This is a genomic window from Bradyrhizobium sp. ma5, assembly GCF_042258955.1.
In the GTDB taxonomy this organism is placed as follows: Bacteria; Pseudomonadota; Alphaproteobacteria; order Rhizobiales; family Xanthobacteraceae; genus Bradyrhizobium.
Genome location: NZ_CP170156.1, coordinates 3,006,095 through 3,020,304, shown reverse-complemented (window position 1 = coordinate 3,020,304; position 14,210 = coordinate 3,006,095). Strand labels below are relative to the sequence as shown.

The following is a 14,210-nucleotide window of genomic DNA, read 5'->3' as shown; positions in this document are numbered from 1 at the left end:
GCACTTCCCCTGCACCCAATTACTGCAGGAGCGGCGTCCGCAAGTCGAGGGTCAAGGGAAACTCAATTGTGCGTTCCTCTGGCGGTGGTTCTATCCTGCCGGGCGTATGCCCGTGCTCCTGGAAGCGCGCCAGCCGCCGCGCCTCGGCCTCGTAGGAATTGACCGGCTTGGTCTCGTAGTTGCGGCCGCCGGGATGGGCGACATGATAGACGCAGCCGCCGAGCGAGCGGCTGTTCCAGGTATCGATCAGGTCGAACGTCAGCGGCGCGTGCACGGGGATGGTCGGGTGCAGGCCGGAGGCCGGCTGCCAGGCCTTGAAGCGCACGCCGGCAACCGCCTCGCCGGCGCGGCCGGTCTCGGTCATCGGCATCCGCCTGCCGTTACAGGTGATGACGTGGCGGCCCTCCACGAAACCCGTCGCCTTCACCTGCAACCGCTCGACCGAGGAATCGACGTAGCGCACGGTGCCGCCTGCGGTGCCTTCCTCGCCCAGCACATGCCACGGCTCGAGCGCCTGCCGCAGCTCGAGGCCGACGCCACCGTGATGGATGCGGCCGAAGGCGGGGAAGCGGAATTCGAGCTGGGCCTGATACCATTCCGGCTCGACGTCGTAGCCGAACTGCTTGAGTTCGGCGAGCACGCCGAGGAAATCCTCCCAGAGGAAGTGCGGCAGCATGAAGCGGTCATGCAGCGCGGTGCCCCAGCGTACGAACTTGCCCTGCTGCGGCTCGCGCCACAGCTTTGCGATCAGCGCCCGGATCAAGAGCTGCTGCGCCAGCGACATCCGCGGGTCGGGCGGCATTTCGAGCGCACGGAATTCGACCAGGCCGAGCCTGCCGGTCGGACTGTCGGGCGAATAGAGCTTGTCGATGCAGATCTCGGCGCGATGGGTGTTGCCGGTGATATCGACCAGGATGTGCCGGAACAGGCGATCGACCAGCCACAGCGGCGCCTCCATGCCCGGCGGCGGCACGTGCGACAGCGCGATCTCCAGTTCATAAAGTCCATCATGCCGCGCCTCGTCGATGCGGGGCGCCTGGCTGGTCGGGCCGATGAACATGCCGGAGAACAGATAGGACAGCGACGGATGGCGCTGCCAATAGAGCACCAGGCTCTTCAACAGATCGGGCCGGCGCAGGAACGGCGAATCCTCCGGCTTGCTGCCGCCGACCACGATGTGGTTGCCGCCGCCGGTGCCGGTATGGCGGCCGTCGATCAGGAAACGGTTGGCCCCGAGCCGCGTCTTTGCCGAGTCCTCATAGAGGCCGAGAGTGATGTCGACGGCCTCGCGCCAGCTCTGTGCCGGCTGCACGTTGATCTCGATCACGCCGGGATCCGGCGTCACCTTGATCACCTCGATCCGCGGATCGAACGGCGGCGCATAGCCTTCGACATGGACTTGCAGTTGTAGCTCTTCGGCGGCGGCCTCGATCGCAGCGATCAGTTCGAGATAGTCCTCGACCTTCTCGACCGGCGGCATGAAGGCGCAGAGCACGCCGTCGCGCACCTCAATCGACATCGCGGTGCGCACCGGCAGCGGCTCTTCGATGTCCTTGAGCGCCCGCGTCAGCTCCGGATCGATCTTGCCCAGCGCATCGCGTGGCGCCGTCGGATCCTGCTCGATGACATAGGGAAAATCCTCCGGCGGGACGTGTTCGAGCGAAGAGATCGGAAGCCGCAAGCCCAGCGGGGAATCGCCCGGAAACAGAAACAGATGGCTGCGCCGGATCTTCCAGCGCTCGCTGCGCCAACGCGCCGGCACGCGATCGCCCAGCGGGCTCCAGCGCTGGATCGGCAGCACGTAACCCTTCGGCGTGGTCAGCCCTTCGTCGAACACCCGCGCCATCCGCGCGCGCTCTTCCGGATCGGTCAGTTTGGAATTCGCGGGGCTGACATTGGCCGGCAGGCCGGCCTCGCGCTCCAGCCAGAACGCAGTGTCCTCAAAGGCCGGCATGACGTAATCAGCCTTCAAGCCAAGCCGCGCGGCGATGCCGATTGCGATGCGCTCCGCGTCAGCGATCTCAGCCTTGCGCGGATTTTCGACTGAAGCGATCAGGTTGGCGTTCTTCCAGATCGGCTTGCCGTCCTTGCGCCAATAGAGGCCGAACGCCCAGCGCGGCAGGCTCTCGCCGGGATACCATTTGCCCTGGCCGTAATGCAGCAGGCCGCCGGGCGCGAAGCGCGTGCGCAGCTTGCGGATCAGTTCGTCGGCGAGCCCGCGCTTGGTCGGACCGACCGCGGCGACGTTCCACTCCGGCGATTCCAGATCATCGACCGAGACGAAGGTCGGCTCGCCGCCCATTGTCAGCCGCACGTCGTGCGCCTCAAGATCGGCATCGACGAGCTCGCCGACCTGGTCGAGCCGCGCCCAGGATTCATCGGAGAAAGGTTTGGTGATGCGCGGCGCTTCGCGCACGCGCGTCACGCTCATCTCGAAGCCGAACTCGACATTGGCAGCTCCGGCGGTGCCTGATATCGGCGTGGCCGAACGGTAATGCGGCGTAGCGCAGACCGGGATATGCCCCTCGCCCGTCAGCATGCCCGAGGTGACGTCGAAGCCAATCCAGCCCGCGCCCGGCAGGTAGACTTCCGCCCAGGCATGCAGATCGGTGAAATCGTTTTCGACCTCACGCGGCCCTTCGAGCGGATCGATATCCGGCCGGACCTGGATGAGATAGCCGGAGACGAAACGCGCAGCGAGCCCGAGATGGCGCAGCGCCTGGATCAGGAGCCACGCCGAGTCACGGCAGGAGCCGGAGCCCGCGGCAAGCGTCTCCTCCGCGGTCTGTACGCCGGCCTCCATGCGGACGACGTAGCTGATCTTCTTCTGCAGCTGCGCGTTCAGTTCGACCAGGAAATTGACGGTCGAGTCGGCCTGGCGCGGGATGTCCTTCAGGTAGGCCGCGAGCAATGGCCCCGGCTCGTCGGTCTCAAGATAAGGCGCGAGCTCGGTCTTGAGATCGCCGGGATATTCGAACGGAAAGCTGCCGGCATAGGGCTCGACGAAGAAATCGAACGGATTGACCACCGTCATCTGCGCGGAGAAGTCGACCTCGACCTTGAGCTCGGTGGTCTTCTCCGGAAAGACGTAGCGCGCCAGCCAATTGCCCTGCGGGTCCTGCTGCCAGTTCACGAAGTGATTGGCGGGAGTGACCTTGAGCGAATAGCTCAGGATCGGCGTGCGGGTATGCGGCGCGGGCCGGAGCCGAATGGTCTGAGGCCCGAGATCGATCGGCCGGTCGTATTTGTAGTGCGTGACGTGATGCAGTGCGACGAAGATCGACACGGACCGAGGACTCCAGCAGCTTTTTTGAGCAGAACACTGGTTCCGGTCGACATCAAGCACTAACAACGGGCAGCGACTGCCCAAGCGGCGGGCTACGGGACTAGCGCCCGACCGCGCCAGATACTTGCGACGCAAGCTGCTCGGCGAGCATATGATAGCCCTCGGGGGTCAAATGCACACCATCGGGCTGATGCGGCAGTCCGTGCAGCATCCCGTTGGAAAGCACGATCACCGCGATGCCACGGGCGCTGAGGCGACTTTGGATATCCGCGGTCCGGTCGGGGCTGCCCTTGCGCCGATCATTGCCGCCCGGCTGTAGAATCACCGCACGGGTCCCGTTCGGGACGGCGCGGTCCAGGCGCTGCAGCATCCCTTCCGTGGTGTCGCCGTTGATGCCGGCGTTCACGACCCGGACGCTCAAACCCTTCGCCCGCAAGATCGCTTCGAGCTGCGCGGGATAGGCCTGGTTGCGCGCCACGCCCTTGCCGTAGGTATTGCTCGCGCCAAGCGCCACGATGGTCGCGGCGTCGGCAGAAGCGATGCCAAGGCTCAAGGCCGCGACAAAAGCGAGGCATCCAATCAACCGGCGCACGCGCATGTTTCCCCCATCCAGTCCGTAGCCGGGATGGAGCGAAGCGCAATCTGGGAGGTTGCGTCAATAGAACTCGTCGTCCCTGCGAAAGCAGGGACCCATACCACGTGATTCATCGATCGAAAAACGGTGGCAGACGTCTGCACATCACTACGGCCGGTGGCTACGGGTCCCTGCTTCCGCAGGGACGACAGCGGAGTGTAAGGCTAAATCGCAGCCCTAACTACATCGTCGCGCCAAGCACCCAGGGCGCGAACTCGGCGCCGCCGAAATCAAAGCTCTCGCTCTTGGTCGGCTGGCCCGAGGCAGTCTTGAGGATCAGGTCGAAGATCCGCTGGCCGCATTCCTGCACGCTCTCCTCGCCGTCGAGGATGGTACCGCAATTGACGTCCATGTCGTCTTGCATCCGCTTGTACATCGGCGTGTTGGTGGCGAGCTTGATCGACGGCGCGGGCTTGCAGCCGAACACGCTGCCGCGGCCGGTGGTGAAGCAGACCAGGTTGGCGCCGCCGGCGACCTGTCCGGTGGCCGCAACGGGGTCGTAGCCGGGCGTATCCATGAACACAAAACCCTTCTTGGTGACGGGCTCGGCGTAGTGCAGGACGTCGACAAGGTTGGTGCTGCCGGCCTTGGCCATCGCGCCGAGCGACTTCTCCAGGATGGTGGTGAGGCCGCCGGCCTTGTTGCCGGGGCTCGGATTGGCGTTCATCTCTGCGCCTTCACGCTGGGTGTATTCCTCCCACCAGCGCATCAGGCCGACCAGCTTCTCGCCGACCTCGCGGCTGACGGCGCGACGGGTCAGCAGATGCTCGGCGCCGTAGGTCTCCGGCGTCTCCGAGAGGATCACGGTGCCGCCGTGGCGAACCAGCAGGTCGCTCGCCGCGCCGAGCGCCGGATTGGCCGATACGCCGGAATAACCATCCGAGCCGCCGCATTGCAGCGCCACGGTGAGTTCGCTCGCCGGCACCGCCTCGCGCTTGACCTTGTTGGCGTCGGTGAGCGCCTCCTTCACGAAAGCAACGCCGGCTTCCACGGTCTTGCGCGTGCCGCCGACCTCCTGGATGTCCATCGCGCGCAGGCGCCCGGCGAGCTTCTGTTCCTGCATCAGGCCGCCGATCTGGTTCACCTCGCAGCCGAGGCCGAGCACGATGACGTTGGAGAAATTGACGTGCCGCGCGTAGCCGCCGAGCGTACGGCGAAGCAGCGCCAGCGGCTCGTCCTGGGTCATGCCGCAGCCGGTCTTGTGAGTCAGCGCGACGACGCCGTCGACATTCGGAAAATCGGCCAGCGGGTTGTCGCCGGTGAATGGATTCTTCTTGAACATGTCGGCGACGATTCCAGCGACATGGGCGCTGCAATTCACCGAGGTGAGGATGCCGATGTAGTTGCGCGTCGCGACACGGCCGTCGGCGCGGCGAATGCCCTCGAAGGTCGCCGGCAGATCGAAGTTCGGCACCGGCTTGACGTCGACGCCATAGGCATAGTCCTTGGCGAAATCGCCCATGCCGCAGTTCTGCGTATGCACGTGCTGGCCGGGCGCAATCGGCTGCGTTGCGAAGCCGATGATCTGGCCGTAGCGCCGGATCGGCTCGCCCTGCGCGATCGGCTTGATCGCGACCTTGTGGCCGGCCGGAATGCGGTCGACCGTGGTGACGCCGTCGGCAACCTCCAAGCCCGGCGGCAGGCTCGCGCGCGCGATCAGGACGCTGTCGTCGGCGTGCAGGCGGATCACTTGTGCCGAGGCCATGGGAGTTCTCCTTGGTTCTTCTTCACCTCTCCCCGTCCTTTACGGGGAGAGGTCGAATTCTCGCACAGCGAGAATTCGGGTGAGGGGCGAAGCACGATGTCACTTACAACGATGGTGCTCGCCGGATAGAAGCCCCTCACCCCAACCCTCTCCCCGCGAAGAGCAGGGAGAGGGGGAGGATAGATTTACGCCTTGCCGCCGGACTTCTCGCGGGTCTGGTTGACCTGCATCCTGGCGTAGACCTGCATCAGGCCCACTTCGTTCGACAGCGTCACGAGCTTGAAGCCCATGTTGATCGCGCGCACCGCGCCCTCGGCGCCGGAGCAGTGGATGCCCGGGTTGAGACCGCGCTTACCGCACTCCTTGATGATCTTCTCGTAGATCTTGAGGATCTCGGGCTCGTCGCGATCGAGCTTCGGCACCAGGCCGTAGGAGAAGCCGAGATCGGACGGGCCGATATAGACGCCGTCGATGCCCTCGACATCAAGGATCGCTTCCATGTTCTCGACAGCGGTCTTGGTTTCCATCATCGGCAGCAGCACGATCTCGTCGTTGGCAGTCTGCTGATAGGTGCCGGCCGAGCCGTACATGCCGGCGCGGATCGGGCCGTTGGAGCGCACGCCCTTCGGCGGATACTTGGCGTAGGAAACCAGGTTCTTGGCTTCCTGCGGCGTGTTGACCATCGGGCAGATCACGCCATAGGCGCCGCCATCCAGCACCTTGCCGATGATGCCGGGCTCATTCCACGGCACGCGGACCATCGGTGTCACCGGATGGGCATGCATCGACTGGAAGCACTGCACCATCGACTGATAATCTTGCACGCCATGCTGCATGTCGACGGTGACGCTGTCGAAGCCGCATTGCGCGATCACTTCGGCCGAAAACCCGGAGGGGATCGCGAGCCACGCGTTCACCACCGCCTTGCCCGATGCCCAGACTTGCTTGACCTTGTTTGCCATTGATCGCGTTTCCCTTTGCGGTTTATTGGGGGACGAGCCTCAGCTGGTCGCCCGCTGGATAGAAACTTCGCTGACGCCGACTTCGCGCGCGGTATTCACTATCGCCGCCCAGGTGTCGTCAGGCAAGGGGATGCCATTCCTGGTGCGATCGGCGCGGGTTTTCCGCTCGGGATCGCCCGGAACCAGCACGGACTCGGTGCCCGCAATCGGCTTGGTGGCGCGGATGAAATCGGTGTAGCGGGTGATTTCATCGTCGAAGAAATTGCTGGTGTCGATCACTTTGGGGTCGATGTAGAACGCCATCATGCCGTTGGCGAAACGACGGTCCGACGACGTCGCGCCGGTGCCGGTCAGCGCGCCGCCGAGCAGCTCGCAGATGAAGGCAAGGCCCGAACCCTTGTGATCGCCGAAGGCGCGGATTGCGCCGGTTCCCTTGGTGTGGTCGCGCGGCCCGTCGGGCGTGTACGGGCCATACAGCACACGCGGGTCCTCGCTCAGCGTGCCGTCGGCATCGACCAGCGCACCTGTCGGCAGCTTCTTGCCGCCGCGGCTGGCAACCAGGCACTTGCCCTCGGCGACGACGGAGGTCGCGAAATCGAGCACGATCGGGTCCTGGCCCCGGCGCGGAATGCCGACGCAATACGGCGCGGTGGACAGACGCTTCTCGACGCCGCCGTAAGGCGCGACCAAGAGCGAGCCCGCCGCGGTCACGAAATGGACAGAAACAAGGCCTTCGGCGGCGGCCATCTCGGCCCAGTCGCCGACGCGGCCGAGATGGCCGGAGTTGCGCAGTGCGACGGCGGCAAGCCCCGCCTTCTTGCACTTCTCGATGCCGAGCCTCACTGCGACAGGCGTGACGGTCTGGCCATAGCCGAACTTGCCGTCGACCACCGCGAGCGACGGCGTGTCGACCACGACCTCGGGGGTCTGGTTCGGCACGATCGAACCCATCTTCTTCCACCTGACATAAACAGGCACGCGGATCACGCCGTGGCTGTCATGCCCGGTGAGGTTCGCGGTGGTCAGGTAGGTCGCGATGCGCTTCGCCTCTTCCGGAGAGGACTCCGAATGGGAAAACACCTCGGACACAAAGTTGATGAGATTATCGACCTTGATGGTGACCATGAAAACTAGCTCGCTCGATACAGCACAGTGAATTGTCAGGCGTGGGTTTTGGCGTGGCCGCCGAGATAGGCCGCGGCGATGGCTTCGTTGCCCCACAATTCGTCGGGCTTGCCGCCCAGCACAATCCGCCCGGTCTCGAGGACGAAGCCGTGATCGGCGACCGAAAGTCCCATGCGCGCATTTTGCTCGACGAGCAAGACCGTGGTGTCTTTCCTGATCTGCGAAATGATGCGGAACACCGCCTGCACGATGACGGGCGCGAGCCCGAGCGACGGCTCGTCGAGCAGCAACAGCCGCGGCTTGGCCATCAGGCCCCGCGCCACCGCGACCATCTGCAGCTGGCCGCCGGACAGCGTCCAGCCGAGCGCGTTGGAGAAGGCGCGGATGTCGGGGAACAGGTCGAACATCGCGTCGGCCTCGCGCGAGATCTGCGACGCCGATACCTTCCGGTTCGAGGCGCCGAGCATGATGTTCTCTTTCACGGTGAGGCCCGGGAACACGCGGCGGCCTTCAGGCACATGCGAGATGCCGAGCCGCACGATCGCTTCTGGCCCAAGGCCCGCGATCGAGTGACCGTCGAACAGGATGTCGCCGGAGGCGGGTTTGGCGAGGCCTGAGATTGCGCGCAGCGTGGTCGACTTGCCGGCGCCATTGGCACCGAGCAACGTGACGACCTGGCCCTGTTCCACGGCGATGGTGACGCCGCGCAGCGCTTCGATCTCGCCGTAGCGGACCACGAGATTGCGGATTTCGAGCAGCGGCATCATTCGCTCCCGAGATAGGCGGAGACGACGTCGGGATGACGCAACACCGCCATGGACTCGCCGTCGGCGATACGGCGTCCGAAGTTCAGCACGGTGATGTGCTGGGCGGCTTCCGAGACCAGCGTCATGTCGTGATCGATGATCAGGATGGTGAGGCCTTGCGCTGCGATGCGCTTGAGCAGCTCATGCAGCTCGAGCTTCTCGGTGGAGTTGAGGCCGGCGGCCGGTTCGTCGAGTAGCAGCAGCGTCGGGTTCGACGCCAATGCGCGGGCGATCTCGATCAGGCGCTGGTGGCCGTAAGAGAAGCTCGAGATCAACTCGTTGGCGCGGTTGCCGAGGCCGACGAAGGTCAGCGCCTCCATCGCCCGCTCGGTCAGCGCGTCGTCGCCCTTCCCGATCATGGTGTTGCCGGGGCGCTCGGCGCCGATCTCGACATTCTCCAGCGCCGTCATCGAGCGGAACAGGCGGATGTTCTGGAAGGTGCGTCCGAGACCCGCTGCGGTGCGCTGGTGCGGTGCCATACTGGTGATGTCGGTGCCGTCGAGCACGATCTTGCCCGCGGTCGCCTTGTAGAGACCGGACAGCACATTCAGCGTCGTGGTCTTGCCGGAGCCATTGGGTCCGATCAGCGCATGCACGCTGCCGCGCTTCACCGCGATGTCGACGCCGTCGACCGCCTTGAGGCCGCCGAAATGCTTCGAGAGCCCGGTGACTTCGAGCACGATGTCGCCGCCAGTGGTCGCTGGCTTGAGCAGGAGCGCGCCGGCAACAGGCGGGGCATTGGTGTGCGCGCGCCAGCGTGTGAACGCGTCGGACACGAAGCCCCAGATGCCGTCCGGCATGAAGCGGATGATCAGGATCACCGACAGGCCGTAGATTGCGAGGTAAAGACCGGGCACGCTCTTGAGGAAGCGCAGCCATTCCGGGATCAGGATCAAGAGCCCGGTGCCGATAGCCGAGCCGATCGGCGAGGCCACGCCGCCGAGCAGCGACATGGTCAGGAACTGAATCGATTCCGCAAATGAGAACTGGTCGGGACTGACATAGGCAAAGCCGCCGGCGAACAGGCCGCCCGCGAGGCCGCCGAGCACCGCGCACACCGCGAAGGCGTAGACTTTGGTGCGGAACACGTCGATGCCGTTGACGCCGGCCGCGAGCTCATTGTCGCGCACGGCACGCATGGCGCGGCCAAGCTTGGTGTCGGGCAGGTGCCAAACGAGATAACCGACGATCGCGAGCATCGCGACGCAGAAAGCGAGATAGCTTTGCGAGGACTGGAACAGCTCGGGCCGGCGAATGTTGGCGACGCCGTCCGGGCCGTGGGTCACGCCGATGGCGTTGATCATTACCAGCGTCACGATCTGCTGGAACGAGATCGTCACCATCGCGAGGTAGTGCCCGCCGAGCCGCAGCGTCGACATGCCCAGAAACGCGCCGGCGACCAGCGTGATCGCGCAGGCGCCGACCAGACAGAGCCAGAAGTTCAGATGCAGGTCGGCAGTGCCGAGGCCGACGGCATAGGCACCGAAGCCGAAGAACGCCGCCTGCGCCAGGTTGATCTGGCCGCACAGGCCGAGCACGACCGACAAACCGAACACCGCGATCGAGAAGGTCGTGGCTTGCAGCAGGATGTTGAGGATGTAGCCGTCGAACTGCATGCCGGCGGCGAGCGCCACCAGCGCGGCCGCGCCGATGAAATACGGCAGATGGCGGATGATCAGCGGCTTCGAGCGCACGGCGGGCGCCGGAATCATGTTGTCGCTGGCGCTCATGCTTTCTCCGCGACGCGTTCGCCGAAGATGCCCTGCGGCCGGAACACCAGGAAAGCGATCAGCACCAGGAAGGCAAAGCCGTCCTTGTACGGCACCGAAATATAGGCGGCGCCGAACGTCTCGATGACGCCGAGCGCGAGGCCGCCGACGATGGCGCCGGCAACGTCGCCGAAGCCGCCGATGATGGTCGCGGCAAACGCCTTCAGCGCAATCGTCGAGCCCATCTGGATCGAGACGAACAGCACCGGCGCGACCAGGATGCCGGCAAGACCGCCGAGCACGGCCGAATAGATGAAGGTGATCATGATCATGGTGGAGACGGAAATGCCGAGCAGCGAAGCCATCTCCTTGTCCTGCGAGGTCGCCTGCAGCTTCTTGCCGAGTAGCGTCCTCTCGAAGAACCAGAAATTGAACAGCACCAGGAGGATTGTGACGCCGATGATCAGCAGATACTGGCTGTCGAGATAGACCGGGCCGAGCTGGATGCCGGGCGTATCGAACCAGCCCTGCAGCACCTGCGGCTGCGGACCGTAGATCGCCAGCACCGAGTTCGACAGCAGGATCGAGGCGCCGATGGTGGCGATGATGACAGGCAGGTAGGTGCGGTGGCGCAGCGGATAGTAGACGCCGAGATTGAAGATGACGCCGAACAGCGCCATGCCGGCGAGCGCGATTAGGAACGACAGCCAGTAAGGCCAGCCGAGATCGACCGAGAACACCACCATCAGATAGGCGGCGACCATCGAGAATTCGCCCTGCGCGAAGTTCACCACGTTGGTGGCGCGGAAGATCAGCACGAAGCCGAGCGCCACCAGCGCGTAGACCGCGCCGATGCCAATGCCGGTGAACAGCAGTTGTAAGACCAGATCCATGACGGCGCTCGATCCGAACAGTGTGCGCAGAAGATCGGCCTCGCCGGTTTCGCCGGCGAAGCCGAGCCGCGATCAATCGTTGAAGTCGATGTGCTTGTCGTAGACGATCTTGCCCTTGTCGTTCTTCACGACGTTGTAGCCGTGCAGACCGTCGCCGTTCTTGTCGAAATTGTACTCGCCTTCCGCGCCGGCGAATTTCTGCGTCGCCAGGATGGCGTCGCGGATCTTGGTCGGATCGGTCGAGCCGGCCTTGTTGATCGCCGCCGACAGGATGGTGATTGCATCATACGGCCAGGCGCTCTGGTTGTCGGGCGCAGTCTTATAGGCATCGCGATAGGACTTGCCGAACGCCTTCGCGGTGTCGCTCGAGTCCTCGGCGAAGTCGGCGACCCCATAGGTGCCGAACAGCGCCGGACCGGCGAGCTTGGTCGAGGATACCGCCACGACCGAGGGCGAGCCGACCCAGGGGATGTTGACGCCGAGCTGGCGCAGCTGCCGGGCGAAGATGCCGAGGTCGTTCTCGAAGGTGAAGTAGGTGCCGAGCACGTCGGCGCCGGACTGCTTCACGGCCAGCACGACCGGGGTGAAATCCTGGCTCTGGTTGGCATAGCCCTGGTCGAGCACCGGCGGCGCGCCGAGCTTGGTCAGCGCCTCTGACAGCGCCTTGCCGCCCGCGGTGCCGAAGGCATCGGTGGAATGCACGATCGCCCACTTCTTCTTGCCCAGCGTGTTGACGCCGAAATCGGCGATCACGCGGCCGGAATAATTGTCGTTCGGGCGGAAGCGAAACAGCCAGGGATTGCCGGAATGGGTGAGATCGGGATTGGTGCCGCCGATCATCACGGGCTTGCCGACCTTGATCACGTCGGGCGCCATCGCCTGCACCTGGGTCGAACGGATCGAGCCGAGGAAGGCCACGATGTCGGATTGCGCGGCAAGCTTGGAGAACGCCAGCACGATGCCCGGATTGGTGGTCTGGTCATCCTCGATGACGAGCTCGACCTGCTTGCCGAGCACGCCGCCGGCCTTGTTGACCGCGGCCAGCGCCAGCTTGGCGCCGTTCTGGGCCCACAGGCCCTGCTCCGCCGCCGGTCCGGTCACCGGCACGCACATGCCGATCTTGATGGTCGCTCCCTGCGCCCAAGCGCTGCGCATCAGCGCGGGAGCAGCGAGACCTGCCGCCAAGCCGGCGGAAAACTCACGCCTCGTCAGTTTCATTCAATCCTCCCTTTGGTGCGCCGAACTTGCATGTCGGCTGCGTTGAAACGAGCTGACGCGTCGATCGGTTGCCCTATCCGCAGCCATCGAACGGCGCGGCGAACAAATGTGAGCGCCGCTGCAGCGCACAAGACGCGCAACGGCGGCCATCAATCTGGCGTTTGACGCAGCTAAACATGATTGCACATTGCACGCAATAGCCAAAAGTTCGCTGGCAACGGTGCGTAAATGCCTGCTACCAGCGACCATGACGGGATCACGTGATAGTGTGACCGGCGGGCAGTCATCGATGTCGATTCCAAGAGCGAAATCGCAGACCAGACGGAAACAGCCGGCCTATGCGCTGATCAAGAGCGCATTGGCGAAGCACATCCGGACTGGCGACGTGCCACCCGGTACGGTTCTCTCCGAATCGGCGATCGCGACCTTGTTCGGCTCCAGCCGCTCGCCGGTGCGGCAGGCCTTCGAACAGCTCGAGCACATCGGCCTGGTGCGCCGGTTCGACGGCCGCGGCGTCATCGCAGGCAAGCGCAAGGTCGACCCGCGGCGCGTCCCGATCACGCCGGAAATGTTCGGGCTGACCGACGGCCCCGTCGAGGCGGTGCGCAGCGACGCCTGGGATGCGCTCTATTACAAGCTCGAACGCGAGATCATCTACCGGTCGCTGTTCGGACGCTTCCGCGTCAGCGAGCTCGCATTGGCACGACACTTCCGTGTGGGGCGCACGGTTGCGCGCAATTTGCTGCTACGGGCGCAGGCGATCGGAATCCTGGAGAAAGGCGCCAAGGCGCACTGGTATGTCGTGCCGCTCGACGAGGATCGCCTCCGCGACATCTTCGAGGTGCGCGCAACCCTCGAGCCGCTGCTGCTCAAATCCGCTGCGGCGAGGATTCCTGCCGCACTGCTTGACCGGATGGCGGAGCGGCTGCGCGAGGGGATTGAGTACCGCGACCGCGTCGGCGTCGGCGAACTCGACGAGATCGAGGGCGACCTCCATATCCGCTGCCTGGGTTACGGCACCAATCGCGAGATGATCGAAGCCCTCAAGCGCACCCACTGCGCCTTCGTGATCGGCAAGCACATCCAGGTTGCGCTGACCGCGCCGCAGATCGATTCCTTCATGGACGAGCACCTGGTGATCTTCGAAGCCTTGCGCGCGCGCGACGGCGAGGCGGCCGCCGCGACCTTGCGCCGCCATATCGAGTGGTCGCACTCCAAGGTTGCCGGCTGGATTGCCGAATTCCGCGCCATCAACGTGATCTCGCGCGTGCCCTACATGGCCTGAGCGGCACTGCCGCGCATCGTCGCTGCTACTCGTCGGCCTCGACCTCGGCGCCATCGGCCGGGCCCATTCCGGCGAGGCTCGCCTCCAGCACGCCCAGCATTTCGTGCAACTCGGCAAGCCTGCGCGCGCCATACCGCCGTGTGATCTCGGCATAGATCGCCTCCGACGTCGGCGCCACCGCCTCGATCAGCTTCAACCCCTTGACGGAGATCGAAACCACCGCGCGCCGGCCGTCGTTCTCCGCCGCCTTGCGCTCGATCAACGCGCGCGCCTCGAGATCGCGCAGGATTCGCGACAGGCTCGGGCCGAGCAGAAACGCGACGCGGGCGAGCTCGGTGACCTCGATCTCGTCGACCGCGGTGAGCGCGCGCAGGATCCGCCACTGCTGCTCGGTCAGCCCGTGATTGCGTAGCGACGGACGGAACTGCCGCATCACCGCCTCACGCGCACGGAGCAGCGACATCGGCAGCGAGCGTGAGAACTCCCGCATCGGGGCCCGTCGCGACGATGCGTCGTCGCCCTGCCCCGGCCTGACCTCATCCAATGATTTCTTGCGTGCCATGCTCAATCCACAGCAACGAAATTTT

The 14,210-nt window shown here is 64.9% G+C and carries 11 protein-coding genes; 1 reads left to right on the top strand and 10 read right to left on the bottom strand.

From position 1 onward, the window contains the following. Nucleotides 1-19: 19 nt before the first annotated feature. From ACE103_RS13860 to ACE103_RS13820, 9 genes are all read right to left on the bottom strand, one after another. Entirely contained in the window at nucleotides 20-3,286 is a 3,267-nt protein-coding gene (locus ACE103_RS13860; protein ID WP_375779876.1) for a DUF2126 domain-containing protein, read from the bottom strand. 100 nt (nucleotides 3,287-3,386) lie between these two features. Next, complete coding sequence (locus tag ACE103_RS13855; RefSeq protein WP_375779875.1) at nucleotides 3,387-3,884, bottom strand: GDSL-type esterase/lipase family protein; 498 nt, start codon at nucleotides 3,882-3,884, stop codon at nucleotides 3,387-3,389. Nucleotides 3,885-4,101: 217 nt separating this feature from the next. Continuing rightward, complete coding sequence (locus tag ACE103_RS13850; RefSeq protein WP_375779874.1) at nucleotides 4,102-5,625, bottom strand: UxaA family hydrolase; 1,524 nt, start codon at nucleotides 5,623-5,625, stop codon at nucleotides 4,102-4,104. Nucleotides 5,626-5,810: 185 nt separating this feature from the next. Next, a complete protein-coding gene (locus ACE103_RS13845; protein WP_092125098.1) occupies nucleotides 5,811-6,587 on the bottom strand; it encodes an HpcH/HpaI aldolase/citrate lyase family protein in 777 nt (258 codons plus the stop codon). Nucleotides 6,588-6,626: 39 nt separating this feature from the next. Further along, entirely contained in the window at nucleotides 6,627-7,712 is a 1,086-nt protein-coding gene (locus ACE103_RS13840) for a malate/lactate/ureidoglycolate dehydrogenase (RefSeq protein ID WP_375779873.1), read from the bottom strand. A gap of 35 nt (nucleotides 7,713-7,747) precedes the next feature. Further along, the gene (locus tag ACE103_RS13835; protein ID WP_021079917.1) at nucleotides 7,748-8,476 is read right to left on the bottom strand and encodes an ABC transporter ATP-binding protein; all 729 of its coding nucleotides are present in this window, start codon (nucleotides 8,474-8,476) and stop codon (nucleotides 7,748-7,750) included. Continuing rightward, a complete protein-coding gene (locus ACE103_RS13830) occupies nucleotides 8,476-10,248 on the bottom strand; it encodes an ATP-binding cassette domain-containing protein (protein WP_375779872.1) in 1,773 nt (590 codons plus the stop codon). Before ACE103_RS13830 ends, ACE103_RS13835 begins: the two co-directional genes overlap by 1 nt. Then, nucleotides 10,245-11,120 (bottom strand): branched-chain amino acid ABC transporter permease, encoded by an 876-nt coding sequence (locus ACE103_RS13825; protein WP_097670551.1) that lies wholly within the window; start codon nucleotides 11,118-11,120, stop codon nucleotides 10,245-10,247. Before ACE103_RS13825 ends, ACE103_RS13830 begins: the two co-directional genes overlap by 4 nt. A 72-nt stretch (nucleotides 11,121-11,192) precedes the next feature. Then, nucleotides 11,193-12,338, bottom strand: coding sequence for an ABC transporter substrate-binding protein (locus ACE103_RS13820; protein WP_375779871.1), 1,146 nt, complete (start codon nucleotides 12,336-12,338; stop codon nucleotides 11,193-11,195). A 289-nt stretch (nucleotides 12,339-12,627) separates the two neighbouring features. Between ACE103_RS13820 and ACE103_RS13815 the strand changes: the two genes are divergently transcribed. Then, nucleotides 12,628-13,623, top strand: coding sequence for a GntR family transcriptional regulator (locus ACE103_RS13815; protein ID WP_375779870.1), 996 nt, complete (start codon nucleotides 12,628-12,630; stop codon nucleotides 13,621-13,623). 25 nt (nucleotides 13,624-13,648) lie between these two features. On the opposite strand, the gene hpaR is transcribed toward ACE103_RS13815, so the two are convergent. Continuing rightward, nucleotides 13,649-14,185: a homoprotocatechuate degradation operon regulator HpaR gene (hpaR, locus tag ACE103_RS13810; protein ID WP_375779869.1), complete on the bottom strand. Its 537-nt coding sequence runs from the start codon at nucleotides 14,183-14,185 to the stop codon at nucleotides 13,649-13,651. Between the last annotated feature and the right edge of the window lie 25 nt (nucleotides 14,186-14,210).

Excerpts from the sequence above, each read along its gene's own strand:
- ACE103_RS13855 (WP_375779875.1), bottom strand. The coding sequence starts at position 3,884 with ATGCGCGTGCGCCGGTTGATTGGATGCCTCGCTTTTGTCGCGGCCTTG.
- ACE103_RS13850 (WP_375779874.1), bottom strand. The coding sequence starts at position 5,625 with ATGGCCTCGGCACAAGTGATCCGCCTGCACGCCGACGACAGCGTCCTG.
- ACE103_RS13845 (WP_092125098.1), bottom strand. The coding sequence starts at position 6,587 with ATGGCAAACAAGGTCAAGCAAGTCTGGGCATCGGGCAAGGCGGTGGTG.
- ACE103_RS13840 (WP_375779873.1), bottom strand. The coding sequence starts at position 7,712 with ATGGTCACCATCAAGGTCGATAATCTCATCAACTTTGTGTCCGAGGTG.
- ACE103_RS13835 (WP_021079917.1), bottom strand. The coding sequence starts at position 8,476 with ATGCCGCTGCTCGAAATCCGCAATCTCGTGGTCCGCTACGGCGAGATC.
- ACE103_RS13830 (WP_375779872.1), bottom strand. The coding sequence starts at position 10,248 with ATGAGCGCCAGCGACAACATGATTCCGGCGCCCGCCGTGCGCTCGAAG.
- ACE103_RS13825 (WP_097670551.1), bottom strand. The coding sequence starts at position 11,120 with ATGGATCTGGTCTTACAACTGCTGTTCACCGGCATTGGCATCGGCGCG.
- ACE103_RS13820 (WP_375779871.1), bottom strand. The coding sequence starts at position 12,338 with ATGAAACTGACGAGGCGTGAGTTTTCCGCCGGCTTGGCGGCAGGTCTC.
- ACE103_RS13815 (WP_375779870.1), top strand. The coding sequence starts at position 12,628 with ATGTCGATTCCAAGAGCGAAATCGCAGACCAGACGGAAACAGCCGGCC.
- hpaR (WP_375779869.1), bottom strand. The coding sequence starts at position 14,185 with ATGGCACGCAAGAAATCATTGGATGAGGTCAGGCCGGGGCAGGGCGAC.